Source organism: Sphingobacterium bambusae, from assembly GCF_033955345.1.
Lineage (GTDB): Bacteria > Bacteroidota > Bacteroidia > Sphingobacteriales > Sphingobacteriaceae > Sphingobacterium > Sphingobacterium bambusae.
Map to the genome: position 1 here is coordinate 956506 of NZ_CP138332.1, position 26131 is coordinate 982636.

At 45.8% G+C, this 26131-nt stretch carries 26 protein-coding genes and 1 tRNA gene; 19 read left to right on the forward strand and 8 right to left on the reverse strand.

Features of this window, described 5'->3' with window-relative positions; genetic code table 11:
* Positions 1-12 precede the first annotated feature (12 nt).
* Positions 13-969, reverse strand: a complete 957-nt coding sequence (locus SCB77_RS03975; RefSeq protein ID WP_320185133.1) for an aldo/keto reductase — start codon at positions 967-969, stop codon at positions 13-15.
* Between the two features lie 125 nt (positions 970-1094).
* Here SCB77_RS03975 and SCB77_RS03980 point away from each other — a divergent pair, with 125 nt between their 5' ends.
* The 8 genes from SCB77_RS03980 to SCB77_RS04015 all read left to right on the forward strand — a co-directional run bounded on the left by SCB77_RS03980 (position 1095) and on the right by SCB77_RS04015 (position 9051).
* Positions 1095-2780 (forward strand): RluA family pseudouridine synthase, encoded by a 1686-nt coding sequence (locus SCB77_RS03980; RefSeq protein WP_320185134.1) that lies wholly within the window; start codon positions 1095-1097, stop codon positions 2778-2780.
* A gap of 161 nt (positions 2781-2941) precedes the next feature.
* Positions 2942-5521, forward strand: a complete 2580-nt coding sequence (locus SCB77_RS03985; RefSeq protein WP_320185135.1) for a DUF5686 and carboxypeptidase-like regulatory domain-containing protein — start codon at positions 2942-2944, stop codon at positions 5519-5521.
* A gap of 211 nt (positions 5522-5732) precedes the next feature.
* Positions 5733-6311 (forward strand): Crp/Fnr family transcriptional regulator, encoded by a 579-nt coding sequence (locus tag SCB77_RS03990; RefSeq protein ID WP_320185136.1) that lies wholly within the window; start codon positions 5733-5735, stop codon positions 6309-6311.
* A gap of 88 nt (positions 6312-6399) precedes the next feature.
* Positions 6400-6777, forward strand: coding sequence for a VOC family protein (locus SCB77_RS03995; protein ID WP_320185137.1), 378 nt, complete (start codon positions 6400-6402; stop codon positions 6775-6777).
* Between the two features lie 6 nt (positions 6778-6783).
* Positions 6784-7128, forward strand: a complete 345-nt coding sequence (locus SCB77_RS04000) for an SRPBCC domain-containing protein (protein WP_320185138.1) — start codon at positions 6784-6786, stop codon at positions 7126-7128.
* Between the two features lie 111 nt (positions 7129-7239).
* A complete protein-coding gene (locus tag SCB77_RS04005) occupies positions 7240-7671 on the forward strand; it encodes a DUF1801 domain-containing protein (protein WP_320185139.1) in 432 nt (143 codons plus the stop codon).
* Positions 7672-7699: 28 nt separating this feature from the next.
* Entirely contained in the window at positions 7700-8113 is a 414-nt protein-coding gene (locus SCB77_RS04010) for a DUF6157 family protein (protein WP_320185140.1), read from the forward strand.
* A gap of 5 nt (positions 8114-8118) precedes the next feature.
* Entirely contained in the window at positions 8119-9051 is a 933-nt protein-coding gene (locus SCB77_RS04015) for a DUF1801 domain-containing protein (RefSeq protein WP_320185141.1), read from the forward strand.
* A gap of 3 nt (positions 9052-9054) precedes the next feature.
* On the opposite strand, the gene SCB77_RS04020 is transcribed toward SCB77_RS04015, so the two are convergent.
* The gene (locus SCB77_RS04020; protein WP_320185142.1) at positions 9055-10593 is read right to left on the reverse strand and encodes an alpha-N-arabinofuranosidase; all 1539 of its coding nucleotides are present in this window, start codon (positions 10591-10593) and stop codon (positions 9055-9057) included.
* Between the two features lie 335 nt (positions 10594-10928).
* Between SCB77_RS04020 and SCB77_RS04025 the strand changes: the two genes are divergently transcribed.
* The 10 genes from SCB77_RS04025 (at position 10929) to SCB77_RS04070 (ending at position 16987) form a co-directional block, all read left to right on the forward strand.
* Complete coding sequence (locus SCB77_RS04025; protein WP_320185143.1) at positions 10929-11432, forward strand: SRPBCC family protein; 504 nt, start codon at positions 10929-10931, stop codon at positions 11430-11432.
* 48 nt (positions 11433-11480) lie between these two features.
* Positions 11481-11924 carry a VOC family protein gene (locus SCB77_RS04030; protein ID WP_320185144.1) on the forward strand — a complete coding sequence of 148 codons (444 nt, stop codon included), beginning with the start codon at positions 11481-11483 and terminating at the stop codon, positions 11922-11924.
* Positions 11925-12037: 113 nt separating this feature from the next.
* The gene (locus tag SCB77_RS04035) at positions 12038-12619 is read left to right on the forward strand and encodes a dihydrofolate reductase family protein (protein ID WP_320185145.1); all 582 of its coding nucleotides are present in this window, start codon (positions 12038-12040) and stop codon (positions 12617-12619) included.
* Positions 12620-12625: 6 nt separating this feature from the next.
* Positions 12626-13147 carry an SRPBCC family protein gene (locus tag SCB77_RS04040; protein ID WP_320185146.1) on the forward strand — a complete coding sequence of 174 codons (522 nt, stop codon included), beginning with the start codon at positions 12626-12628 and terminating at the stop codon, positions 13145-13147.
* Positions 13147-13620, forward strand: a complete 474-nt coding sequence (locus SCB77_RS04045) for a DUF6265 family protein (protein WP_320185147.1) — start codon at positions 13147-13149, stop codon at positions 13618-13620. The genes SCB77_RS04040 and SCB77_RS04045 overlap by 1 nt, the downstream gene beginning before the upstream one ends.
* Positions 13621-13638: 18 nt before the next feature.
* Positions 13639-14463: a VOC family protein gene (locus tag SCB77_RS04050; RefSeq protein WP_320185148.1), complete on the forward strand. Its 825-nt coding sequence runs from the start codon at positions 13639-13641 to the stop codon at positions 14461-14463.
* A 16-nt stretch (positions 14464-14479) separates the two neighbouring features.
* Positions 14480-14932: an SRPBCC domain-containing protein gene (locus tag SCB77_RS04055; protein WP_320185149.1), complete on the forward strand. Its 453-nt coding sequence runs from the start codon at positions 14480-14482 to the stop codon at positions 14930-14932.
* 5 nt (positions 14933-14937) lie between these two features.
* The gene (locus SCB77_RS04060) at positions 14938-15486 is read left to right on the forward strand and encodes a DUF1697 domain-containing protein (protein WP_320185150.1); all 549 of its coding nucleotides are present in this window, start codon (positions 14938-14940) and stop codon (positions 15484-15486) included.
* 121 nt (positions 15487-15607) lie between these two features.
* Positions 15608-16528 carry an RpnC/YadD family protein gene (locus SCB77_RS04065; protein ID WP_320185151.1) on the forward strand — a complete coding sequence of 307 codons (921 nt, stop codon included), beginning with the start codon at positions 15608-15610 and terminating at the stop codon, positions 16526-16528.
* Positions 16529-16594: 66 nt separating this feature from the next.
* The gene (locus SCB77_RS04070; RefSeq protein WP_320185152.1) at positions 16595-16987 is read left to right on the forward strand and encodes a nuclear transport factor 2 family protein; all 393 of its coding nucleotides are present in this window, start codon (positions 16595-16597) and stop codon (positions 16985-16987) included.
* A gap of 32 nt (positions 16988-17019) precedes the next feature.
* On the opposite strand, the gene SCB77_RS04075 is transcribed toward SCB77_RS04070, so the two are convergent.
* The 6 genes from SCB77_RS04075 to SCB77_RS04100 form a co-directional block, all read right to left on the reverse strand.
* Positions 17020-18003 carry an ISAon1 family transposase gene (locus SCB77_RS04075; RefSeq protein ID WP_407028957.1) on the reverse strand — a complete coding sequence of 328 codons (984 nt, stop codon included), beginning with the start codon at positions 18001-18003 and terminating at the stop codon, positions 17020-17022.
* Positions 17996-18349 (reverse strand): ISAon1 family transposase N-terminal region protein, encoded by a 354-nt coding sequence (locus SCB77_RS04080; protein WP_320185153.1) that lies wholly within the window; start codon positions 18347-18349, stop codon positions 17996-17998. Before SCB77_RS04080 ends, SCB77_RS04075 begins: the two co-directional genes overlap by 8 nt.
* A gap of 246 nt (positions 18350-18595) precedes the next feature.
* A tRNA-His gene (locus SCB77_RS04085) sits at positions 18596-18669 on the reverse strand.
* 316 nt (positions 18670-18985) lie between these two features.
* Positions 18986-20662: a glycoside hydrolase family 32 protein gene (locus SCB77_RS04090; RefSeq protein ID WP_320185154.1), complete on the reverse strand. Its 1677-nt coding sequence runs from the start codon at positions 20660-20662 to the stop codon at positions 18986-18988.
* 26 nt (positions 20663-20688) lie between these two features.
* Positions 20689-21648 carry a carbohydrate kinase family protein gene (locus tag SCB77_RS04095; protein ID WP_320185155.1) on the reverse strand — a complete coding sequence of 320 codons (960 nt, stop codon included), beginning with the start codon at positions 21646-21648 and terminating at the stop codon, positions 20689-20691.
* A gap of 52 nt (positions 21649-21700) precedes the next feature.
* Positions 21701-23038, reverse strand: a complete 1338-nt coding sequence (locus SCB77_RS04100) for a sugar porter family MFS transporter (RefSeq protein ID WP_320185156.1) — start codon at positions 23036-23038, stop codon at positions 21701-21703.
* Positions 23039-23347: 309 nt separating this feature from the next.
* On the opposite strand from SCB77_RS04100, the gene SCB77_RS04105 reads away from it, so the two are divergent.
* Positions 23348-26068 (forward strand): substrate-binding domain-containing protein, encoded by a 2721-nt coding sequence (locus tag SCB77_RS04105; protein WP_320185157.1) that lies wholly within the window; start codon positions 23348-23350, stop codon positions 26066-26068.
* The last annotated feature ends 63 nt before the right edge of the window (positions 26069-26131 follow it).

Genomic DNA, 26131 nt, shown 5'->3' on the forward strand with positions numbered 1-26131 from the left:
TGTCTACCTTAATTAATAACTACTTGCTTCATCCAGCAAAATCAATTCCTCCTTGGCAAAGGTTAAGTCCACGGCATCCACAAAAGGTTGCAGGTGCAGTTCCTTGGTGGCACTAGCGATAGGCGCCGCCACCGTCGGTTGCTGCAAGAGCCAAGCAAGCGCCACTGCCGAAGGCGTGCTGTCGTGTTGCGCTGCCACATGTTGCAGTGCCGTCACGATTTTCTGCCCCCGTTCGTTCCAGTACTGATCCTTCACCCCCTGTCCGCGTGCCGATTTACCAAAATCATCCTCGCTTTGGTATTTTCCGGTCAGGAAGCCGCTAGCGAGCGAAAAGTAAGGAATGACCGACAGCTCCTGAGCCTGCGCAATGTCGCGATAGTTTTTCTCGAAGCCCTCGCGGGAGTACAGATTGTACTCCGGCTGCAGCGTTCTGTAAGTGGGTAAATCCAATTTGCGACTGGTCTCCAAGGATTCCTGAAGGCGATCTGGAGTAAGGTTGGAAGCACCGATATAGCGTACTTTGCCTGCTTTGACCAGTTCTTCGTAAGCACGGAGCGTTTCCTCTACGGGAGTCTCCTCCTGATCGAAATGCGTTTGATACAGATCAATATAGTCCGTCTGCAAACGTTTCAGCGATAGTTCCACCTGCTCGACGATGTGCTGCCGTGTGGTGATTGGCGTTGGGCTACCTGCGAAAGCGCCACCTACTTTCGTCATCAATACCACACGGTCGCGGTTGGCTCTCGACTTTGTCCAAGCTCCCAATATCGTCTCGGACTCTCCGCCCTGATTTCCCGGCACCCAATATGAATATTGGTTGGCGGTGTCAATAGCGTTGAAACCACGATCCACAAAAGCATCTAAAATAGCAAAGGAATCTTTCTCGTCTAACGTCCATCCAAAAACGTTGCCTCCGAAAATAATCGACGCAATCTCAAGCGCAGTATTTTTTAATGTTATTTTTTCCATGTATACATTCATTTTGTTCTACGACAAGTTACGCTTTTTACCGTTTTTCAGGAAAAGCACTGCTCCATATTATTGTCATAAATCGGAATAAATTTTTACTTTTGTGCCGCGATAAAACCCCGCAGATGTCAACAACAAACATCCCTTTCTTACATCAGTTCCAATCGGATGTTTCCCATTTGACAAAACCCGCACGCTTTACCTTTCCGTTTAGCTATGTACCCAATCCCTTGAGCGAACTAGCGGCAAGCGAGCTGCAAACCTACCTCGAAACACAGGAAGATTTTGTGCACAACTTCGGTTTACGAGCCATGGAAGGACTCGTTATTGGGAAGATGTTTGGCGTATTGGTTGTTGAGACCGAGGACGGAGCATTAGCCTACCTCGCGGCCGTGTCGGGTAAGCTGGCCAACAGCAACCAACATCGCTACTTTGTGCCGCCTATTTTCGATATGTTGACCAAGGACAGCTTCTTTTTAACGGAAGAAGAACAGATCAATGCCTTGAACAGCAAAATCGAGCAGCTGACGAAAGACACAACGCTCCCGCAGTTGGAGACAGATCTAGCCGACTTACAGCAGCAGGCGCAAACCGCTTTGTCCGAATTTCGCCAACACATGAAAAGAGAAAAGGCGGGACGCAAAGAAAAGCGTATGCACGGTAAAGAGCAACTCGATGAAGCAGCCTACCGACTGTTAGAAGAAGACCTTATCAAACAAAGCTACCGCGACCAACACGAATACGACGTATTGAAGGCCGGCTGGAAAAGCAGCATGGAAGCCAAGCAACAGCAGCTGGAGGATCGGCAGCAAGCTATAGAGCGCTTGCGTAACGAGCGTAAGTCGCGCTCTGCCGCGCTACAGCGCCGCCTGTTTGATCAATACCAATTTCTAAATGCCGCTGGCGAGCAACGCAGTGTTTTATCCATCTTTACAGACAGCAAGCAACCTACGCCACCTGCCGGAGCAGGAGAATGCGCCGCGCCGAAGCTGCTGCAATACGCCTACCAACATAGCCTGAAGCCCATAGCTATGGCTGAATTTTGGTGGGGAGCATCGCCCGCCTCGGAGGTACGCAAACATAAAAACTACTACCCTGCCTGCAAAAGCAAATGTGAACCCATCTTGTCGCATATGCTGCAAGGCCTATCCGTTGATCCCAATCCGTTATTGGAAAATCCTGCCTTAGGTAAGGAAGTGGAAATTATTTACCAAGATGATGATATTGTTGTGGTCAACAAACCGGCAGAATTCCTCTCCGTACCGGGCATCCATATACAGGACTCGGTATATAGCCGTATCCTCAGCATAATACCGGATATATCCGGCCCGGTGGTCATTCACCGATTAGACATGTCGACCTCCGGTATACTCGTTTTAGCAAAAAATAAGGAAGCCCACCAATATATACAGGATCAGTTTATACGACACACCGTCGTCAAGCGCTACACGGCGCTGCTCGATGGCGAGCTTCCACTAAACGAAGGAGAGATCGATTTACCGCTGCGTGTAGACCTCGACGACCGACCTCGGCAAGTGGTGTGCTACACCTATGGCAAGCCCGCACGCACTCGCTACCGCCTGCTCCAACATGAAGAAGGCAAAACGCGCGTTCACTTTTTTCCGTTGACAGGCCGCACCCATCAGTTGCGTGTACATGCCGCCCACCACTTGGGGCTCCACTGCCCTATCGTCGGCGACGATCTCTATGGCAGCCGCCACGAACGCCTACACCTACATGCCGGATACATCCAATTTCAACACCCACGTACCCACGAAATCATCCATTTTCACGTGCCCGATCCCTTTTAATTGTAACGGAAAAAACAGAATCATCAAAACAAAGTCACAATCCTTTTTCCGCCCGCTATTCCCTTTTAAACTTATTTAAACAATTATTACTTTTGTTCGACTTCCTAAAGAGCTGACTTTATAAGTTCAAAAGTCAGTTCGATAGTTTCAAATTATACGTTATGTCCACAATACATATAAAGGTAGCCCGTAAGTATATCGCATTACTTTTTGTACTGCTCACCTTTTCTTTCATTTCCAACGCACAGAACCTGCACATAAAAGGCCGGGTAATGGACGTTACCAATAAACAGCCCATAGGCTACGCCACGGTGGCAGCCATTGGATCAACAACGGCTACCGCGACCGACGATAACGGTAACTTCGCCCTACATATAGAACCGGGATTTTCCAAGGTACGGATATCCTACGTAGGCTACGAGCAGCAGGACGTAAGCATAAGCGCAGATGCCTACCAAGAACTCACGATCTACCTTGTGCCGGAGGAAAACACGCTGGAAGCCGTGGAAATAAAGGCGCCTAGACGTTCAAAGTATTCCAACAAGAATAATCCTGCGGTGGAACTGATCCGTCAGGTGATTGCACATAAAGATGAAAACCGATTGGAGGCATACGAGTATGCCGAATACCAACAATATGAAAAGATCTCGCTGGGCTTAAGCAACCTTTCGGAGAAATTTAAAAACAGGAAAGTATTTAAGAACTATCAGTTTCTTTTTGAGCAGGAAGATGCCGAAGAAGGTGCTACCAAAGGATACACCCTACCCGCATTTATCGAAGAGCGCCTTTCGCAATTCTACACCCGCAAAAAGCCAAACAACAGCAAACAGTTGATCTTGGCCGAACAGCGCGCCCAATTTGATCCCAAATTTATTGATAACAATGGGATGAGCGCCTACTTTAACAAGCTGTATCAAGATATCGATATCTATGAAAGCAACATCGAACTGGTGACGAACCAATTCTTGAGCCCTATTGCCGGTGCTTCTCCGACATTTTATAAGTTCTACATCACCGATACGATCAAAACAGAAACCCCTTATTTGGTTGAATTGAGTTTCTTTCCGCGGAATAAAGCCGATCTACTTTTTCAAGGAAAGCTTTATATCACCTTGGATGGCCGCTATGCCGTAAAACATGCCGAGCTGAGTGTAGCCAATGACATTAACCTCAACTTTGTGCGTGACCTGGATGCCAAGCTAGACTACGAAAGGGACAGCAACAACCGATACTACCTCAAAACAAGTTCTTTGGGACTGGATTTCTCGTTGACCGATAAAGGAACCGGGATTAAAGGCAACCGCACTGTTATCTTCGAAGATTTTAAGACTGGTATTGCGATGCCGGACAGCACTTATACTGGGCCAGCCGTGGTGAAGGTGTTCGAGCAGGAGAAGAAGCCTATTGCAGACGATTATTGGCTTACCCACCGCCCCGTACCTTTGCAGTCCAACGAGCAAAATATCTACCGCAATATCGATACTTTGCAGCTGATGCCTTCGTTTCAACGTTTTCTGGATATCAGTGCCTTGGTTCTGTCGGGCTATAAACAGTTGGGACCTGTGGAAGTTGGCCCTGTGAACACCTTCTACAGCTTCAATCCCGTAGAGGGATTCCGCTTGCGCCTTGGCGGACGTACCACCGACCGCCTGAGCAAACGCTTTTATGCCGAAGGTTATACCGCCTATGGTTTCAAGGATGAGAAATGGAAGTATTTTCTGAGTGCTACCTATGCCCTCAACAATAAATCGGTGTATACCTTCCCGCAACATTACCTACGTGCTTCGGTGATGCGGGATACGAAAATACCGGGGCAGAACCTCGAATTTGTACAGGAAGACAACTTCTTGCTTTCCTTCAAACGCGGTGAAAACGAACGTTACCTCTACAACGACATCTATAGGTTAGAGTACAAAAGGGAGTTTGCCAACAACCTATCTTATGTCTTGGGCCTTTCAAAATGGAAACAGCAGCCAGCGGGCATCCTGACCTACCAAATGTTTGATGAAAACGGTAATAACCGACTTTTCAACGAACTGAATACGACAGAGCTATCCCTCAGCGTACGCTATGCACCACATGAGGAATACTATCAAGGTAAATTGTATCGCACCCCAATCTTTAACAAATACCCGATTTTCTACTTCAACTATGTAGCGGGGCTTAAGAATGTGCTTGAGGGAGAATATGATTACCACAACTTTACCTTGGGAGCCGACAAGCGTTTTTACTTTTCGCAATTGGGCTATGCCGATGTGAACGTCGAAGGAAACTATATCTTGGGCAATAACATTCCTTTTCCATTCTTGAATATCCATCGGGCAAACCAGACGTATGCCTACCAACTGCGCTCGTACAACTTAATGAACTTCCTGGAGTTTGTGAGCGACCATTCGGTTTCGGCAAATGTGCAATACTACATGAATGGTTTCATCTTGAACAAGGTGCCATTGATCAAGAAACTTAAGTGGCGCGAAGTATTCAGTATGAAAGCCATTTACGGCGGTCTGCGACAGGAAAACGATCCTGCTTACAGCAGCAATGTCTTCCAATTTCAAAAAAATGACGATGGACAGCCCATCACCTACGGCTTTGGTAGCAAACCCTATATTGAGGCCAGCGTAGGATTGACAAATATCTTCAAGTTCATTCGCGTAGACTATGTACGTCGATTGAACTACCTAGATCAGCCTGATGCGCCAAAACACGGTATTCGGGTACGTGTAAAATTTGACTTTTAATCGTTTGTATAGTTTATTTAGAAGCTGTTTCCATTACGGAAGCAGCTTTTTTTATGCTGTGGACGTAAAGGAGACACATTCAATGAGCGCTATCGATTGCACCGGATTTTGTACCGGATAAACCTTGCACATTGCAAAGATTTTTCTATTTTTATTGGGCTTTTACAGCTTACTAACAAGAATAAACAATGCAGACTAGCAGCTAGCGCTTATGTACCCAGAGAAACTCCATCTGATTTACCAGTATCCATCCATGAGCTACGCCGATCTCGACCAGATTACGGCACAGCACGAACGCGTGACGTTCAAAAAAGGCGACCTTTTATTACGCGAGGGTCAGGTGAGCGATTGCTATTACATCCTTGAAGAAGGGATTGTGCGTTCTTTCGTGTATGATTATGATGGTAACGATATCAGCACCAATTTCTTCTGTGAAGATGAAATTGTGATCGAGGTAGCATCTATCTTCCACCACATCCCAACAAAGGAAAACATCATCTGCTTAACCGATTGTGTATTATGGCGTATCAAGTTTGATGCCTTTCAGGATCTCTTTGAGCGTATCCCCGCCGTGACAGAATGGGGACGCGCCTGGATGTCGCACCAACTGTTTTTAACAAAAAAAAGAGCGCTGGATATGATTACCCTTTCGGCCATCGACCGCTACCAGCAGCTGCTGGACGAAAAGCCGCAAATCCTGCAGCAAGCGCCGTTGAAGCATATAGCGACCTTTTTAGGGATAACAGACACCTCCCTGAGCCGCATACGAAAAGAATTGGTCGGCAAATAAGCTATATCCGCAAAAAGTTGCCCTAAGACAAGCGTTTACCTCGCACAGGCACGTAATTTTGATAGAGGAAAACAAACAGCATGTACGTATGGAAATCAATTTTAGAGGGGGACCTAACATGGCGATGAAAATTCCGCCGGGAGAATATGAAAAGACGGTAGCGTTTTACCGCGACATCCTCCTATTTGATGTGGAGGAAGTGCCGATTGACCATCCCACGGTGCTGGCCACACATAAGCTGCGCTTTGGCGAAACGATACTGTGGTTGGATTGTGTAGAGGGAGTGACGCAGGGGCAACTATGGCTAGAACTACAAACGACAGATGTAGATCGCGCCACCGCCTACCTGCAAACCAACGATGTGCAGACCTGCGATGATATCGAAAAGATAAGCCCAGGAATGCATTGGATCAAAGATCCAGCCGGTACCGTATTGTTAGTAAAAAAATTGGATAACGAAAAATAAGAAACAATGGAAAAGATAAACATCCAGGCCACGATAAACAACAATGTAGCGACTATTTGGAATGCCTACAATTCCGCCGAAGATATTATGCAGTGGAACCACGCCTCAGCGGATTGGCACTGTACCAGTTCTTTTAACGACTTACGCGTTGGGGGGAAATTCAGCAATCGCATGGAAGCCAGAGACGGAAGTTTCGGCTTTGACTTCGAAGGGAAATATACCGCAATAGAACCTTTCAAGCGCATCGCTTATGCAATGGAAGATGGTCGACAAGTGGACATACACTTCCGGGAACATAACGAAAGCACGACGATTGAGATAGCTTTCGATGCCGAATCTGAACATCCATAGACATGCAGCGTGACGGTTGGCAGGCCATCTTGGATAATTTCAAGAGCTATGTAGAGCGGATCTACGGCAACAGCAAAGCATAAGGCGACAATAAAAAACACAAAAGAAGCTATGGCAAAAAACAAAACAGCCTACACCGGCGAAGAGGTAGGCAACTTCCTACAGCAGGTGAATGATGAACAGAAAAGGCAAGATAGCCTCGCACTGATAGCACTCATGGAAGAAGTAAGTGGCGAGCAGGCACAAATGTTTGGTCCGAGCATCATTGGTTTCGGCAAATATGCCTACCGCTATGCCAGTGGCCATGCCGGTGAGGCTCCCCTGATTGGTTTCTCGCCGCGAAAAGATGCCATATCCCTTTACGTATACACCGGTGCCGATGAACACCGCCACCTGTTGGATGGCTTGGGAAAATTCAAGATGGGCAAAGCCTGCATCTACATCAAACGGCTGACAGATATCGACAGCACAGTGTTAACCACGCTGATGACCGAAACGATAGCCTTCTTAAGCCATACCTACACACGCGTAGCCAACAACTAAAACATCGTATTACGCTTAGCATAGCATCATGAAGATCCATTCCACGAATTACTATGACACGCTCATCACCGTAGCGGAAGACAGCAAGGCCAACCAAGGTGTGGCTCCCCTATCAGCAAAAGGAAAGAAAACCGTCGCCAATTGGCAATTTGAACTCATTGCGGAGCAACCCTCTTCTCATACCTCGGACGAGGTGATTTTTTTGACCTATGCCTACCGCAATGAGCTCCTTGATTCCGAGATGGCTGAAGCCCGTGCTCAGTTTTTTGCTAAAGGGCAACCCTGCCTGCGCACTTCACCCTTGGCCAAAACCTATGGTTGGGGCATTCTTTCCGATTCGGCAGGGAAAGTGCGGCTGATCGATTGTGCCTCCGAAGAATACCAAACATTGCTCGGCACAGACAGCATCAAGAAGGTGCCCGCGATGAAATCTAAAAAGTAAATACTATGGAAAGCGCTCACTTTACAAACATCGACGAATACATCGCCCAGTTTGACGACAAGCAACAAGTCTTGCTACAAAGCGTACGGGAAATTATACGGGAGGCCGCTCCCGAAGCTAAGGAAACGATAAGTTACCAAATGCCCACCTTTCGACAACAAGGTAACCTCATCCACTTTGCACTGTCCAAAAATCACCTAGGCATCTACCCCGGCCCAGCAGCCATTACATTTTACCAAGCCGAGCTTGCTTCCTATAAAACGTCTAAAGGAGCGATACAACTGCCGCTCGACCAGCCGATACCAAAAGCCCTCCTGCAGAAGATCGTGCAGTTTAACCTGGAAAAGCAACAAGACAAGGTAGCACCCGACTGGAAGAAATACCATAGCCAATGGCAAGAAGCGATCGAAAAGACGCAAGCGATTGTTCAGGATTTCCCTTTACAGAAAACCTTTAAGTGGGGAGGCGATGTGTACACTTTTCAAGGTAAAAACGTGCTATCCTATGCCGGATTCAAACAGCACTTCGCCATTTGGTTTTACAACGGCGTATTTTTGAGCGACCCCGAGCAGGTGTTGGTCTCCGGCTCCGAAGGCAAGACCAAAGGTTTACGGCAGTGGCGCTTTAGCCACGTGGACGAAATGGATGCAACGAAGATAGCTCGATACATTGAAGAGGCCATACAAACCGTCCTTGATGGCAAAGAGCTGAAGACCGAAAAAGGGAAACCGCTTGTGCCTACCGCATTTCTTGCTGCACTGCTAGAAAGCGACAGCCAGTTTAGCGAGGCCTTTCATAAGCTCACCCCTGGGCGTCAACGCGAATACAATGCCTTTATCGATGAAGCGAAGCAGGATAAAACCAAGCAGACTAGGCTGGAAAAGATCAAGCCATTGGTAGCCGCTGGTGTGGGTTTGCACGACAAATATAAAGGCTAGCGCTTAGTCAAGCGCCAGCACCACTACCGCAAAAGGAGGTAATTTAACCTTCATCTGCTGCTTCTCCAGCTTAACAGCCTTGAAACTTGTGGGCACGATACGCTCTGCCGCATCAAAGTCGTTAAAGTCGCGGAGCTTGGCGGAGGTTAACAGGCGAGCGCTATGGAGCTTACGCTGCTGTGCTAGGTCGATGGTAACCTCTTGCGCAACCTTGGGATCTATATTGACCAAAGAAATATGTGTTCGTCCGTGCTTATCCCTAGAAGCCGAAGCCGATACCGCAGGAATGGCTTCGCCATTGAGCACATAGTCCGCACTCTTGATCTGCAGCGGAATCAACTGGGCATCCTGATGTACCTTATACATTTCTAACACATGGAACGTAGGCGTCTTGAGCATCTTGTCCTCTTTGGTGAGAATAACGGCTTGCAGCACGTTGATCGTCTGTGCCAAGTTAGCCATCTTGATACGATCGGCGTGGTTGTTAAAGATATTTAATGTTAGTCCGGCGATCATCGCATCACGCATGGTATTCTGCTGATAGAGAAAGCCCGGATTAGTGTTGGGCTCCACCTCATACCATCCACCCCATTCGTCCACCACGAGCGCGACTTCCTTCTTCGGGTCATACTTATCCATGATGGCACTATGTTTCTCCACCAGCTCATTCATGAACCAAGCAGATTTCATCGTCTGGAAGTATTGCTCATCGCTATAAGTAATAGATGGCCCCTTTTGCTTCCAATCGATTACGGAATAGTGGTGCAAGGCAATGCCTTTGACAAGATGCTTGGGTAGTTGCTTCATCAAGGTTTCCGTCCAATGGTAGTCGGCGCTGTTAGCACCCGATGCGATGCGATAGAGCCCGCCGGTATTTGTCCAATCCGCCATGAAAGTAGCATACTTCCGATAGATGTCGGTGTAGTATTCGGCTGTCATGTTTCCACCGCAGCCCCATGCTTCATTACCAACGCCCCAAAACTTTACGTTCCAAGGCTTATCACGTCCATTTTCCCGACGAAGATCGGACATCGGGCTTTTGCCTTCGAAATTGACATACTGCACCCAATCTGCCAACTCTTGTACCTCGCCACTGCCTACATTACCCGCCAAATAGGGCTCGGTCCCCAATAGCTCGCACATATCCAAAAAGTCATGCGTACCAAAGGAGTTATCTTCCGTAACACCTCCCCACCAATTGTTCACAATTGCCGGACGGTTTGCTTTTGGGCCAATACCATCTTTCCAATGGTAGGTATCTGCGAAACATCCGCCAGGCCATCGCAAATTAGGGATGTGCAACTCTTTCAACGCAGCGATTACATCGTTTCGAACACCGTTCGTATGCGGAATAATCTTATTATCCTCTCCCACGTAAAATCCATCATATACACAGCGTCCGAGATGTTCCGCAAAATGTCCATAAATATGTTTACTGATTTCCACCGGTTTCTCGGTGGGAAGCAGCTGTACGGTTGTTTGTCCAGAAATACGCCCGAAAAGCGACCCCATAAAAAACAAGCAAAAAAAATAACGTTTCATAGCTAACAAAAAAATAGGTTTATCGTAAACTTTATGTCCGCAGGACGAACCCACAAGGTCTAAAATAGATAAAAATAATTAAAGGTCAATAAAACATTTATTAAACAAAACGGCGACATTTCATCTGGCAGAGCTAGACGCTAGTTATAGGATGACGGTGATATTTACGAACAAAAACATAATTTTCGTGTTTAAAAACAAAAAGAACGATAACCAATGAATTCTTGCCCTATGCTAAGCGCATCGTTTAGGTAAGGGATTAACTTTGATGAAGTCAATAAGCAAAAGCTAACGCAACAAATAAAAGACACCGATACACTAAAAAACGAAAAATCATGGAGCAAACACATCAAATGCAATTTAAGCTGGCCGCAGATGGAAAATCTGTCCATATTTCTAGGCAATACGCGGCTCCTTTGCAGCAGGTTTGGGAAGCATGGACAGATGCAACGATTTTGGACCAATGGTGGGCGCCACAACCTTGGAAATGCCACACGAAGCACATGGATTTTAGCGAGGGCGGACAGTGGCTATACAGCATGCAAGGCCCCGAAGGAGAAGAAACTTGGAGCCTTTGTAGTTACGAGGAGATAGAACCACTATCCTATTTCGAAGGAAAGGATGCCTTCTGTGACGAGCACGGAAATCCTAATCACGACTTCCCATCCATACATTGGCGTACCGAGTTTAGCGAAAACGAATTGGGTACACTCGTTGAAAACCACTTGCGCGCAAAATCAGCAGACGACCTCCAACAATTGGTTAACCTCGGATTTAGAGAGGGCTTCGAAATGGGACAGAACAATCTCGAAGCATGGTTGACAAAACATAGTCGATAGGCTATACTAAATTGTAATTTATTTAAATTATATAATAAACTTAAGATCATGGCAAAACTACATGCTTACCTAAACTTTAACGGCAACTGCGAAGAAGCGTTTAATTTTTATCAAACGGTATTCAACACGCCGCTATTGGGCACCCATCGATTTGGCGATATGCCAGCAGACCCTAACTTCAGTATTCCTGAAGGCGACAACAACAAGATTATGCACACCGCACTGCACATCAACGACGATGTGATGTTGATGGGATCAGACTGCATAGAAAGCTTCGGGCAGAAAGCCGTCTTTGGAACAGGAACTTACATTATGCTGGATACCGCAACAGTAGAAGAAGCGCAGGAACTACACGGAAAACTCAGCGTAGACGCACAAAATATGGAGATGGATTTGGCAGAAACCTTTTTTGCAGAACTCTTCTCTTCGTTTACCGACAAGTTTGGTATTAGCTGGATGATCCACTACGAAGGAAACAAGAAGATGGGTTAATCTTCACTAGAGAAAAGAAGAAACAACCAACTCGTTATAAAATAATTAACTTTCATTTTTGCCAAAATGGCAAAAATGAAAGTTCCATACGAAGACCCATTAAAGAAGAAGCTATGAGGAAGCTTATCATGTCCCAATTTGTTTCGTTGGACGGTTTTGCAGCCGATCGTAACAAGACCACGAGCTTTTTTGATACCAATCCTTTGATTGACGCGGCCGTGAATGAAGACTTGTTGTCATTCATACATCAAATAGACAGCGTTATCCTCGGAAAAAGCACGTATGAAATGTTTGTAGACTTCTGGCCAAAAACCACTAATGATGAACAAATTATGGCCGACGACCTCAACAAACTTCCTAAGTTTATTTTCTCCTCCAGTCTGCAAGAAGTGCATTGGGGAGATTGGAACAATGCTATCCTAATCAAGGAAAACGCCATCGACTACATCAAGGCCTTGAAGGCCGATCATGGCAAAGATTTGGTCATATGGGGAAGCATTAACTTGGCGCATTCGCTGTTGCGCGCAGGACTGATCGACGAGATCCGCTTGTTTATCTGTCCTATTGCCATCGGCAAAGGGTACACACTTTTTCCTGCAGAATTTGAACATCTTTCCCTAACTTTAACCAAAAGCATTGCCTATCAGCAAGGCGTAGTACAGCTTATTTACACAGTACCAACAACTCATTTTTAAACTATTATGAAAATCTTAAAGTACATTCTATTCACGATTATAGGCTTGATAGCCCTCGTACTGATCGTTGCGTTATTTTTGCCTAAAACATTCCATGCGGGCAGCCAAATCAACATTGACCGCCCTAGCACCGAAGTGTTCGCTTACATATCCTCCCTGAAAAACCAAGGCAACTATGATGCTTGGTCTAAACAGGATCCCAACATTGAAAAGAAATACAGCGGTACCGATGGAACCGTGGGATTCACTTACGAATGGAAGAGTAAAAAGGTCGGTGACGGCAAACAGGTAATCACTAAAATAGAACCGGGTAAGCGGATTGATATGAACCTTTACTTTCAAGGAACAGATATCGCAAACCCATCCTTTATGGAGGTAAAGGAACTCAGTCCTACCCAGAGCCAAGTGACTTGGGAAATTGACGGTAAGATGCCTTATCCATTCAATTTCATGAACCTTTTTTACGACATGAACAAGGACTTTGAGGCAGGCTTGCAAGGTTTAAAAAGTATTTTAGAGCAACAATAATGCAACAGGCGATCGATTTCTTACAGCACTACATAGCCATCTTTTTACTAGGCCTGCTCCTCCCCCTCTGCAGCCGTGCACAGGATTTACCAAACTTTCTAACGGGCGACTGGAAAGTAGAGGGCAAAGAAAGCTATGAGCATTGGGACCGGATGAACGGCAACTTGTTAAAAGGCTTTTCCTATACAAAAAACAACGAGCTTCCCAAAGTACTTGAATACATGGAGATCGTTCAGGAAAAAGACAGCGTTTGGTGTAAAGTAAATATACCTGGACAGCATGATGGAGAAACGTTCTCCTTTTTACAGCGAAAAGTAGGGAGTCAATGGATCTACGAGAATCCGGCTAACGATTTCCCTCAAATTATTATCTACGAGCTGCTCAGCGATAACGACATTCAGATCTACCTGAAAAACGAAACGCAGGAAGTTAGCTACAAAATGCAGCGCGTACCACACAAGTCAACCGATTAAAACGAAAAACACGAGACGATGACAAAAGCTATTTACCCGGCGATATGGTTTAGCGAAGCGGCCAAGGAAGCCTTTAACGATTACGTAGACACTTTCCAGAACAGCTCGATTATCGAGAGCAATCCGGTTGTGGTATCGGCCAAGCTGGACGGCGTGCCCTTTATCGGTATCAATGGAGGGCCATACTTTACGCCCAACGCTTCCATTTCCTTTATGGTGATCTGCGAAACGACAGAGGAGATTGATCGCCTGTGGGCCATGTTGAGCGATCAGGGCGAAGTCCTGATGCCGCTACAAGCCTATCCTTGGAGTCCCCACTATGGCTGGCTGATCGACAAGAACAAGGTTTCTTGGCAACTTTACTCGGGAACCTTAGCCGACGTTAACCAGCAAGCTATTGTGCCGACCTTGATGTTCTGCGGGCCACAACAGGGGAAATGCGAAGCAGCCATCGCATTTTACAAAACGGTTTTTAGCGACTTTATTGAGCAAGGAAGCGTGCACTACCCCGATGGTGATATGCAGGGGCAGGTGATGCATGCACAATTTATCATCCATGGCTTTACGCTTATGGCTATGGACAGTGGTGTAGCGCAGGATTTCACCTTCAATGAGGGCATTTCCTTGGTGATTCCTTGTCAAGATCAGGAAGAAATTGACTATTATTGGGCGGCAATGACCAAAGATGGCGAAGAAAGCCGTTGTGGATGGTGCAAAGACCCCTATGGCGTAAGCTGGCAAATTGTGCCCCACAACATCGATGAAATTTTGCGCACACATCCTGCCGCCAACAAAGCGCTGATGAAGATGAACAAAATCGATATCGCGGCGTTACTTTCATAAATTAAAAGATTTGAGCATGCTTACAGCAAATACACAACTGCAAATACAAAAACCGGCATCGGAGGTTTTCCAGGCAATTATCGATCCCGACAAGATGAGCAACTATTTCATTGCGCACGCGACAGGCCCACTGGAAAAAGATAGTACCGTACAATGGACCTTTCCGGAGTTTCCAGAGTCTTTTCCGGTGACAGGCAAAGAGATCCAAGCGGACAGCTACATCTCTTTTGACTGGAATGACGGAAAACCCAATCAACTGGTTGAGATCTTTCTTTCCGATGGAGGGAATGGCTCCACCATCGTCCGTATTGTTGAACATGAAATGGGAAACAGCCCAGAAGGCATTGAGCAGATGAAAGGACAAACAGGAGGATGGGCCAATTTCTTAGCCTGCTTAAAGGCTTACTTGGAATATGGCGTTAATCTGCGCAAAGGCGCTTTTGATTTTATGCGCAAAACAGAACAATAGATCCTATGAGCATCAATAAAACGCTGTCGACTTATGTAGTATTGCTACGCGCGGTCAATGTATCTGGAAAGAACATCCTCAAAATGGCCGACCTACGGCAGGAGCTCGTCGATGCTGGATTTCAGCATGTGCGCACCTACATACAAAGCGGCAATATCCTACTAGCCTCGGCCGATACAGCTGACTCCGTGCAGCAGCAAGTACAGCAATTGATATTGGACAAATTTAGTCTGACGGTACAAACCTTCGTCGTCGACGCGCCTCTGATTGAAAAAGCGCTTGCTTCAATTCCAATTAAAGGCGAGCTTGCTCCTAACAGGCTTTTTATTACACTATTCGACAAAACGCCAAAAAAAACATTGGTCGATGCATTGCAAGGCACTGACCATGGCACAGAAACCTTTGCCTTGGTTGACAACATCCTCTATTTCTATCTGCCCGATGGTGCAGCAAAGGCCAAAATGAGTAATAACTATTTCGAAAAGAAGCTCCAAGTTGTGGGCACAGGACGCAACCTGAACACCTACCAAAAGTTACTAGAATTAGCTCAATAAAGTGGACTAAACTTTATCATACTATCTAAAAGCCGAATGCATTGTCAACCGGCTTTTTTTTCGGCTAACCCATCATTTTTATTTCCTATATTTACTGGATAACCATTTATAATGATGTATTATGAACCGACCCAATCAGCGGATAGATGACCCGTTATGGAAAGGCATCATCGAACATACTTTTGCGCATTTTCTAGATTTCGTCTTTCCAGATGCAGGAAAGATATTTGACTTAGATCGAGGTGTAGAATATCTCGATAAAGAGTTTGAGCGCCTCTTTCCTCCAGAAACCAACAATAAGGGCGTGCGTTACGTAGATAAATTGGTCAAGGTGCATCTCCTGGATGGACAAGCGAAGTTTATACTCTGTCACATAGAGGTGCAATCCAGTAAGGGGAGAGATGATCTTGCCGAGCGCATGTTTCAATATTTCTACCGGATCAAGGATCGTTACAAGGTTCCTATAACCGCTATTGCTATCCTCGCCGATAGCAACAGGCAATATAGCCCCAAACTATACAAAGAAGAGTTTATGGGCACAAGCCTGCAATATAGTTTCAACTGCTACAAGATTTTGGAGCAGGACGAAGAACGTTTGCGAGCCAACAGCAACCCTTTTGCAGTGGTAGTACTTACTGCGCAGCAGGCCATTCTGCACAGACATGCGAACGATGAGCAACTCATGTCCATCAAGCACGATCTCTATGATGAGATGATGAAACGCAAAATGGATCGATCTGCACGTCAGGGCATTTACGGCTTTTTATCACGTTATGTAAGTTTTAAAGACAGATCATTTTTTACTATCTTTGAGGAAGAGGTCACCGCCAAAACAGGAAAAAATAGCACTATGGGAATCAAGGAGTATTTACTGGATAAAGCGACAAAGGAAGGCAAACGCGAGGAACGTGCCAAAGCTGAAGCTGAAAAATTGTTGGAGAAGGAGCAAATGGCGAAGAAGATGCTAGCGAACGGTTTTGACACCAAATTAATAGCCGACATTATAGGACTTTCCATTGCGGATATAGAAAAGCTGAAATAGGAGATGATGCCAACACTACTTCATTTAGTCGATTCATGGTGTCTTTAATTACTTTAGAAAAATAGTATGACGAAAATAGCATTACCTGACTATTGCGGAAACTCACCGAAAATGCAACGTATTGCAGACTTCAACTTAGCATTTGCTTCGGCAGACGTGACGAAGGCACTAAGCTTTCTACACGAGGATGTACAGTGGGATATGTTGGGAGAACAGACCATACAGGGCCATCAAGCTGTTAAGGATTTTATAGAAGAAAATGCGAAGCTCAGCGTGTTGTCTTGGGAATTGCAAGATGTGTTATCACACGGAAAACTTGGGTCTGCCAGTGGGATGGTTCAGTTGAAACAGGAGACCATCTACTTCGCCGATTTTTACGAATTTGCATCCACTGCGGCGACGGCTAAGATAAAGAAAATCAAAACTTTGGTGCTCTCAAAAAAAACAAAGACAAAATAACGGATCATACCGAATTCTTGGGGGGATAAAATTTAAGCATATAATTTCATTACTCTGTACAGGAAGAATTTTGTATCCCTGACTCCGCGGAATATACTCCTAAAGGCTTTAAGTTTTGCATTGAAGGATTCCGCTGAAGCATTTGTACTATTATTGTCGAAGTAGTGAAGGATATCTGTGTGGTGTGCTGCAATTGACCGAGCGACACTCTCAAAAGATGCAATACCGGAGTTTTCTACCTGATTGTGCCACAGGCCAAGCTTGGTAAAAGCTACCGTCTTATCCTTGCATTTGTTGAAGATATCTCCCAGTGCCATCGCCAAATCATACGCTTTCTTTAACAGGGGAAAACGTACAAATAAGATTTCCGCACGATGCTTTTGGCTTTCTGTCCATTTGGAAGGATGTTTGAACAGCAGGTATCTTGATCTTGCCAGTAGCTGTTTGATGGTATCGCCATTGGACAGCAGCTCAGGGTCGTAGGGAATACCTTTCTTACGGGCACTGGCGATCTTCCTACTCTCTTCATCCAGCACCTCCCAACGATACCTTATACGGAGTTCCTGAACGGCATCATAAACCAGTTTCTGCACATGAAACCGATCGATGACCCTTCTGGCATTCCCAAAACACCGGCGGATTGCCTTTGCCATATTGGGAGCCATATCCATCGTTACTTCACGAACTTTATTTCTCAACCTGAGCGGGATACGTTCCAGTACAGTGATGATATCTTCTGCCTTTGTTCCCTTAATGCTGGCCAGGATGGTGCCTTTTCTTCCCTTGGAGGCTTTGCTGCCCACAACGGTATAGAGTTCGCCATTGCTAAAACTGGTCTCATCGATACTCAGCCGCTCGGAGATATTTGCCGGAAATACCGTCCAGTACTCGGCGTGGTGTTTCTGATCCCAATCATGAAAGTCGCTCAGATGGTTCCTGTACTGATCCTGCAGCTGCTTACCATCCAGCTGAAAGAGAAGTCCCAAAAGATGCGCACTGATGGGATGGTTATCCAAATATCCCCTTTAAAAAAAGCCCGAATTCCGTAGTCATCCGAGCACCTTCATGAACGAGGTTCCAATCCCTGGTAATGATCTCCCGTGTATCCAGCACGGTCCAACGTCTACGTCTGATATGTAGGGTGACTTTTTGGCCCCGGATGGGAAAGTCCTTGATCTGGGAAACCGGCATAAAGCCTTTGGATTCCAGCTTACTGTTTTCATAGCCTGAGGGGGCAATGTTTCTTTCATCAAGATAGATGTGAAGTTCTCCATCAACCTTGGAAACATCAATAATATCAAAATAATCTAAAAGCCCTTCGGGCATCAATAAAGACAGTAATTTACGTTCAGCGTCTTGCAAGGTAATCTATTTTAAGAGCGCTAAGCTAAGAATTTATTCTATGCCCCCCCAAAGATTCTGCTTGATCCAAGGTAATCTATTTTAAGAGCGCTAAGCTAAGAATTTATTCTATGCCCCCCCAAAGATTCTGCTTGATCCAAAATAACAGATTCAACAACAACAACTTACGGACAATTTAAAACTTTAATAAACTGACAGCAAGCGCCATAAAACAAAAATAGAGGCCTTTTGGACCTCTATTTTCTGGGTAAGTAATGGGGCTCGAACCCACGACCCCTAGAACCACAATCTAGTGCTCTAACCAACTGAGCTATACCTACCGTGATTTTGATGACACAAAAGTAGAACAAATACCCATATCCTCCAAATATTTTAAACAAAATAATGCGCGCAAACAGTAAAGAAGTTCATTTTTAATGAGATAATTTTTTGGAGGCGACGACCTGTAGGTAAAAGATATTTGACATGGCTCGCAAAACGATCATTGCCCCATCTTTCAAGAAGCCCAATGTCCAGAGATATTACCTTAAGATAAAAGACGGAGCACAAAAAAGCCACGAGGAATAGACAAATAATCCCTCGTGGCTTTCAACTATTTCCACTGAAGCGATCCGCTATCAGCAAGAAGAGACAAGATCACCAAATACTTTTCAATGTATGCACCTGCCCATCAACCAATGTTGCAGAACCTCCCGAAACGCGGAGACTGTAGTCCCTATTTTTTTGATCAAGATTGTAATTTATAGGCATAAAAACCTCGCCTTGACTTGCAAAAATCTCCACCCCTGTACGATCGACAAAAATTGTGAGCTCTTGTTCACCGTTGATAAGTGGAGCATGGGTGCGCACATTATCGACCACAAGTTCCTGATCCGCCACTTGGTACAAAATATGGAGCCCACGCACATTGATATGTATAGTATGCGCATCTTTTGGTTTAATACGCAATTTGATCTCTGCCAGCTCACTATCAAAGGCAGCCAATGCATTAGCTGATGTTGGCGTCAAATTACTGCTCTGCAGTTGCTGTGATCCGGCCCTTAAAGCTTCCCATTCGACAACAGGCTTGCGAATAATACGTGTCCCACGCGCCGTCTTCCGCAAAGATAATGTCGTGGGAATACTCATAGACTGATTGAAAGAACTGCCATGCTGGTTCGTATGCGTGCGCCACCAACCTATTTCCACACGACGCCCCTTGGGTTCGTTACTAAAGGTTTGTGCAGCATAGTAATCACGTCCCTGTTGGCTATACATACGTTCTTCTTCCGGGCGAAACGTTTTACCATCGAAAGTACCAATGGCATATTGGCTATTAGCGCCAGTAAGCACCCACTTGCTTTCCTTCTTTGCAGCCCCCTCGACCGGAAGCTCAAAAAATTCGGGGCATTCGAAAAGGTAACGATCATTTCCCTGTCCGCCCAGCACTTTGCTGGCAAAGGTCCAAGACTTCATGTCTGTGGAAGTAAAAAAGTGCATGGCATGCTGATCGCCCTCTTCGGTAACGTAAACCACCAGCACCCAATGTTTCGAAGGCTCATGCCAGATCACCTTCGGATCCCTGTTACCATCAGTAATCTTATCGATTACCGGTTTTTCCAATTTCTGAAAGCTACGCCCGTCGCTGCTATGCGCCAACGCTTGTGTCCAGCTCTTTTCTGCGGCCGTGTAAAACAACGTCAACGGCGGCTTCTGAGCAGATCCGAAGCCCGAAGAATTTTTGGTATCGACGACGGCTCCACCGCTAAACATCGTTCCAAATTCGTCAGGGTATAAAGCTTCGCCCAACTCTTCCCAATGCACCAAATCCTTGGAAACGGCATGCCCCCAATGCATGTTGCCCCAATTTACCCCATAAGGGTTATGCTGAAAGAACAGATGATACTCGCCATTGTAATACACCAATCCGTTGGGGTCATTGGTCCATCCTCGCTTGGGCGAAAAATGGATCTGACCACGGCGCGGTTCTGCGTAGACATGCGCATTGCTATCCTGATCTGTCTGCACAATAGGCTTGAAGGCCTTACTATGCTCTGGAAGTCCATCTACGCTGATGGTTAGTTCGGCCCCCTTCCAATCGCTAATATCAAGATAGGCAAACCAGTCGGCCTTTCCTTCGGCCAGCTCTGCGTTGAACCAACGCACTTTCTTATTGTCCACCAAAAGGTCTACTTGGCGCTGCGCAGCGCCATTCTTGATAGGAATCTGCAGAAACTTCTTCTCTCCGCGAAACTTACTAAAAAAACGCGTTTGCGCTTGAATCGTAAACGATAACAGTACGCAAACAGCGATCAAAAACATGGGTTTATTCATAGTATGGTAGTTTATTTATATTCATTTCAAGATGTGGCTCGTTCATCAATATGGAACGCCTTTAAATCGTGGATCCATTGAAACCTATTTAGGATCGTGGAATCATATGCAGGGCAAGCGCCATCACTTTGTGTGATGAAACCACTCAATGTAGCGGCAAATGAAAGCATCTCTTCTGCACTTGTCACCTTATCCCTTCGGCAGCGCTGCGCAAGAAAGGCCGCAAGAAAGGAGTCGCCACTACCAATGGTATCCTTCACCTCTACTTGCAAAGCTGGGAAGTGGTAACTAAAACCCGCCGATTGAACATGGTAAACCGCCCCCCTAGCGCCGTATGTTATGATAACCTCATCCACATAGCAGCTCTCCATAATGGCATCCACCTTCATTCGATCCGTCCATGTCTCGGAGAGTCCCATCCAAGTGGCGACCATGTCCAGCTCCTCTTGGTTCATCTTCACCAAATCTACATGTGATAATAGCTCCAAAACACGCTCTTTGGTATAGAAGGGTGCCCGAAGGTTCACGTCAAGCACCTTAAACTTAGCAAAAGGAAGCAACATCTTCCATGTTTCATAACTCGCTTGGTTTCTGGTCGACAAGGTACCGAAAACTAAAAAATCAGCCTCCTTAACAGCGTCCAGCTCTTGCATGCCCACCGCAATGTAGTCCCAAGCAACAGGAAACACGATCTCGTAGGTGACATCCCTATTTTCATCGATATGAACTTCCACCGTTGATGTTGGATATTTGGAATCTCGCTGGAAGAGCCTAGTCGGTATGCCCAAACTGGCACACAACCGTACAAGATCATCGCCAGCTTGGTCCTGCCCCACCCGCGTTAACATCATCGTCTCTACACCGAGTTTATTCAGATGGTAGGCCACATTAAGCGGTGCGCCCCCCAATTGACGACCCGTGGGCAGATTATCCCAAAGCACCTCGCCAAAACACATCCCTTTGATCGTTAATTTTTCTGTTTTCATTTTCTAATATTTATAGCTCTAAAATAGAGAACTCTTTGTACTTTACACGTTATTAAGCATCAGCTACACTTTTGCCCACCTCTTCCAACGAGCGTCCACCTGTCTCGGGCATCATCTTCCACACGAAAAGCAATTGTAAAACCATAAAACCCGCAAATATCAAAAAGGTATAGCCTCCGCCCAACATTTCGGTCAGCGCAGGAAAGCAAAACGTGATAATGGCTGCCATGACCCAGTGTGTCAAACTACCCAATGTCTGCCCTTTGGCACGTACATCGTTAGGAAAGATTTCGGAGATGAACACCCAAATCACTGCACCTTGAGAAAAGGCGAAAAAAGCAATATAAAACATCAGGTAGAGCGTGACAGCCACACCTTCCGTACGTCCCGAAAAAAAAGAATAAGAGACAAGTGATAAGGACGCAATCAGGCCAAATGAACCGATCAGCATCAGTTTACGCCGCCCCACCTTATCGATAAAATTGATCGCTATCAATGTAAAGGCGAAATTGACCAAGCCGATGCCCACCGAAGATAACAACGAACTTTGTGCGCCAAGGCCAGCCATTTCAAAAACACGGGGTGCGTAATAAATAATAGCGTTTATACCCGACACCTGATTGAACACAGCGAAGAGAATCGCCAGCATGACAGGTACGCGATTTGCTTTGGTAAACAGGCGCCCTCCCAGCGTAGTGCGGTTCTGTGCGGCCAAAATATCGTCAATATCACTTAAGTATCGATCACCGCTTATCTTCTGCATAACCCGCATCGCTTCCTCTCTGTTATTGCCATGAAGGAACAGCCAGCGAGGGCTTTCCGGCACAAAGAAAATCAAAATAAAAAATAGTAAAGCCGGAAAAGCTTGAACGCCCAGCATCCAACGCCAAGAGTCTTCACCAAACTGTCCAATGAAATAATTGGATAGGTAAGCGATAAGAATACCGAACACCACGTTAAACTGGAATAATCCAACGAGCTTGCCTCTGGATTCCGCGGGCGAAATTTCAGAAATGTAGATCGGCGCGGTAACCGAAGAGATGCCTACACCGATACCACCTAAAAAGCGAAAGATGATAAACATGCTCCAGTCCTGCGCCAAAGCCGTGCCTATGGCCGAAAAGAAATACAAACTAGCCACAAAAAACAAGGTATTCTTACGACCAAACCTATCGGACGGATAAGCCCCTAAAGCGGCGCCCAGTACGGTACCCAATAGCGCGATGGCCATGGTAAGTCCATGCTGAAACTCGCTCAGCGACCAAAATAACTGCACGGCCTTCTCTGCACCGGAAATGACAGCCGTGTCAAAGCCAAATAAAAAACCACCCAAAGCCACTACAAATGACCAGGCTAAAATCGAATTACTACGCATGGTATATTCCCTCATTAATATACCCAAAGTTATCGGAAGCTAGTGGAAGCGTATAATAATCGTCGAACAAAAGATACAGCTTTTGTTACCTTGTATAAAAATACGCAAAGAACTCATCAACAAACAATTAAAAACAAAAAGCTATTTTAAAATTATCGATAATTGAACAAAAAACATTTATTTTGTTTCACATTGATCACTACACAAAATAGTGTACTTTCTACACCTGAGAAGCCTACTGGGCGATAAAAACAAAATACGTATATTGCTTTTTCAAAACTTCATATTGGGATGTCAGCGCACTATCGTATTTATTTATTGATCATGGTACTAGTATTTCTTTTGGGCTGCCAAGAAGCGCCGACGAAAAGAAAATACGTTATCGCCTTTTCACAATGCATAGGTAATGATGCTTGGCGAAAAACCATGCTGGAAGAAATGAAACGCGAGCTTTCTTTTTATCCCGATGTGGAATTTCTTTATCGCGATGCCGGAGGCAGCAATCAGCAGCAGGTTTCCCAAATTAGAGAACTGATGGAGCGCCATGTTGATCTGCTCATCGTCTCGCCCAACGAAGCAAGCCCCCTCACCCCTATTGTAGATTCCGTTTTTCGGGAGAAAGTTCCCGTGATCGTAACCGACAGGAAAACGGCTTCTGGCTTATATCATGCCTATGTAGGAGCGGACAATGTGGCCATAGGGAGACTCGCCGGTCAATACATGCGACAGCTATCGTCCCAGCGTCTCAACATCGGGATTATGACAGGACTACGCGGATCTTCCGCATCCTTAGAACGTATGAAAGGCTTAGAGCAGGTTGTCGACAGCCTTCCTTCCATGCGCATTGGTATTACCCTACACGGCGACTGGACAAAAAACACCGCCTACACACTTGCTAAAACCAATCTTACTGCGTTACTAAAACAAGATATCGTGCTTGCATTCAACGATCAAATGGCCAAAGGTATACAACAAGCATATGCTGAGGCAGGCTATCCAGATCGAAAAATAGTAGGGATCGATGCGCTTCCTGGCGCCGGAAACGGATTGGAAGCAGTGACAGACGGTATACTCTACGCTTCGATGCTCTATCCTACCGGTGGTGCAGAGGCCATCCGTACAGCGATCGCCATCTTAGAGAAGAACCCCTTTACCCGAGACAATATCTTAGGCACTTTAGTAATCGACAAAGCAAATGCGGCATTGATGGGCCTACAATCACAAAAGATCAAGGAACAGCAAGAAGACATTGATAAACGACAGCAGCTTATCGCCGCGCAACAGGAAATCTATAAAAACCAACAAGCAACCTTAAATACCCTGGGAATAAGCTTGGCCCTTGCGGTCGTTTTTGGCGTACTATCCATTATCGTTATCCGCAGTAACCGAAGAAAGAACAGCGATCTGAAACGCCAAAATGAAGAGATTAAGCTACAGCAACAGCAGATCATCTCGATGAGCACCCAAGTGCAGGATGCCGCTGCTGCTAAAGACAAATTCTTCGCGCAGGTATCCCACGAATTTAAAACACCACTCACCCTCATCATGGCACCATTGGATATCTTGCAAGATGAACGTCAACTCTCTACGGACGGCAGAGAACAATTACAACGCATACAGCGAAATGCCAACACGCTGCTGCAACTAGTACAGAATCTAGTAGACATTCATCGCCGTGAAAACACCAAATTGCAGTTGAAAGCCACATCCGTGGACCTACCTGTATTCATACGCCAGGTATTGAGCAACTTCAAACCCTTAGCGCAGCAACACCGCATCTCACTCAGCTTTAGCAACCAAAGCGCAGCAACACATATATGGCTTGATCCATACCTTATGGAACAGGCTTTATCCAACCTGCTAACCAATTCCATCAAGTTCACGAAAGAACAGGGAAAAATAGCGATGCTGATTGAGGACAACAACTTTGGTGATTATATTTACATCCGCGTGCAGGACGATGGCATAGGAATATCGCCCAGCGATATTGATCATGTATTTGAACCGTTCTATCAGAGTACACCAAACCGCCAAGGTGCAGGAATAGGGCTGGCCCATGTAAAGGAAATCGTTGAGCTGCACCACGGCCAAATTACAGTGAGCAGCAAGCTCGATGTTGGGTCAGCGTTTACGCTACGCCTACCCGTTGGCAATGCCCACCTACGTGAAGAAGAAATGCAAGCAGCGGCCGCGAAAATCTCCTTTACGCCCACAAAGCAAGAAATTACTGTATCTGTAGACCATGATAATCTGAGCTCTTTCCATTCCAATAAAGCAGCAAGCATCTTTATCATCGACGATCACCTCGACATTCGACAATTGCTTCGAAGTATAATGGACAAACAGTACAACCTGCTGTTTGCAAAAAATATAGGCGAAGCGCGCGAAAAACTTCGCGATCAACATCCAGATCTCATTATCAGTGATATCATGTTGCCCGATGGCAGCGGCCTAGAGCTGTTGAAAACCATAAAAAGTAGTCCGGGTCTATCCCACATCCCTGTTTTACTGCTTAGCGCAATGGATAGCGAAGAGAGCAAACTTGACGGCATCAAGCTTATGGCCGATGCCTACCTCAACAAACCATTTCAAGTAGCCCATCTGTTGGCCGTGGTGGAAAACCTTCTACAATCACGCAAACAACTGAAAGCCCACTTTTCGAGTGTTCCACAGGGAGCAACCGCATCACTACAGGAACACAGTTTCATGAGCGATCAAGACAAGCGGTTTCTGCAACATGTGGAGCTATTGGTCGAAGAACGGTTAAGCGACCAAAAACTGACCACAGAAGAACTGGCTGAAGCCTTACAGATATCACGGGTGCAACTTTACCGCAAGGCCAAAAGCTTGCTAAACTGTAGTATGAACGAATATATATTGCAGCGTCGCCTCACGAAAGCTAAGCACCTGATTAGAGAGGGCTTCCACATCAATGAAATAGCCCGTGAGGTAGGTTTTTCTTCGGCCAATTACTTTGCCGTAGCCTTTAAAAAACAATTCGGGCAAAGCCCTAGCGCCTTTCGTAAGGAACTATTCAAACGATAAAAGTGGCTAAAAGGGATACGCAACATATCCCCTTTTGCCACTTTTAAAAACTGTAAAAAGCTT

Bases quoted from the DNA above. Each gene is read 5' to 3' on its own strand.
- SCB77_RS03975 (WP_320185133.1), bottom strand. From the start codon at position 969: ATGGAAAAAATAACATTAAAAAATACTGCGCTTGAGATTGCGTCGATT.
- SCB77_RS03980 (WP_320185134.1), top strand. From the start codon at position 1,095: ATGTCAACAACAAACATCCCTTTCTTACATCAGTTCCAATCGGATGTT.
- SCB77_RS03985 (WP_320185135.1), top strand. From the start codon at position 2,942: ATGTCCACAATACATATAAAGGTAGCCCGTAAGTATATCGCATTACTT.
- SCB77_RS03990 (WP_320185136.1), top strand. From the start codon at position 5,733: ATGTACCCAGAGAAACTCCATCTGATTTACCAGTATCCATCCATGAGC.
- SCB77_RS03995 (WP_320185137.1), top strand. From the start codon at position 6,400: ATGGAAATCAATTTTAGAGGGGGACCTAACATGGCGATGAAAATTCCG.
- SCB77_RS04000 (WP_320185138.1), top strand. From the start codon at position 6,784: ATGGAAAAGATAAACATCCAGGCCACGATAAACAACAATGTAGCGACT.
- SCB77_RS04005 (WP_320185139.1), top strand. From the start codon at position 7,240: ATGGCAAAAAACAAAACAGCCTACACCGGCGAAGAGGTAGGCAACTTC.
- SCB77_RS04010 (WP_320185140.1), top strand. From the start codon at position 7,700: ATGAAGATCCATTCCACGAATTACTATGACACGCTCATCACCGTAGCG.
- SCB77_RS04015 (WP_320185141.1), top strand. From the start codon at position 8,119: ATGGAAAGCGCTCACTTTACAAACATCGACGAATACATCGCCCAGTTT.
- SCB77_RS04020 (WP_320185142.1), bottom strand. From the start codon at position 10,593: ATGAAACGTTATTTTTTTTGCTTGTTTTTTATGGGGTCGCTTTTCGGG.
- SCB77_RS04025 (WP_320185143.1), top strand. From the start codon at position 10,929: ATGGAGCAAACACATCAAATGCAATTTAAGCTGGCCGCAGATGGAAAA.
- SCB77_RS04030 (WP_320185144.1), top strand. From the start codon at position 11,481: ATGGCAAAACTACATGCTTACCTAAACTTTAACGGCAACTGCGAAGAA.
- SCB77_RS04035 (WP_320185145.1), top strand. From the start codon at position 12,038: ATGAGGAAGCTTATCATGTCCCAATTTGTTTCGTTGGACGGTTTTGCA.
- SCB77_RS04040 (WP_320185146.1), top strand. From the start codon at position 12,626: ATGAAAATCTTAAAGTACATTCTATTCACGATTATAGGCTTGATAGCC.
- SCB77_RS04045 (WP_320185147.1), top strand. From the start codon at position 13,147: ATGCAACAGGCGATCGATTTCTTACAGCACTACATAGCCATCTTTTTA.
- SCB77_RS04050 (WP_320185148.1), top strand. From the start codon at position 13,639: ATGACAAAAGCTATTTACCCGGCGATATGGTTTAGCGAAGCGGCCAAG.
- SCB77_RS04055 (WP_320185149.1), top strand. From the start codon at position 14,480: ATGCTTACAGCAAATACACAACTGCAAATACAAAAACCGGCATCGGAG.
- SCB77_RS04060 (WP_320185150.1), top strand. From the start codon at position 14,938: ATGAGCATCAATAAAACGCTGTCGACTTATGTAGTATTGCTACGCGCG.
- SCB77_RS04065 (WP_320185151.1), top strand. From the start codon at position 15,608: ATGAACCGACCCAATCAGCGGATAGATGACCCGTTATGGAAAGGCATC.
- SCB77_RS04070 (WP_320185152.1), top strand. From the start codon at position 16,595: ATGACGAAAATAGCATTACCTGACTATTGCGGAAACTCACCGAAAATG.
- SCB77_RS04090 (WP_320185154.1), bottom strand. From the start codon at position 20,662: ATGAATAAACCCATGTTTTTGATCGCTGTTTGCGTACTGTTATCGTTT.
- SCB77_RS04095 (WP_320185155.1), bottom strand. From the start codon at position 21,648: ATGAAAACAGAAAAATTAACGATCAAAGGGATGTGTTTTGGCGAGGTG.
- SCB77_RS04100 (WP_320185156.1), bottom strand. From the start codon at position 23,038: ATGAGGGAATATACCATGCGTAGTAATTCGATTTTAGCCTGGTCATTT.
- SCB77_RS04105 (WP_320185157.1), top strand. From the start codon at position 23,348: ATGGTACTAGTATTTCTTTTGGGCTGCCAAGAAGCGCCGACGAAAAGA.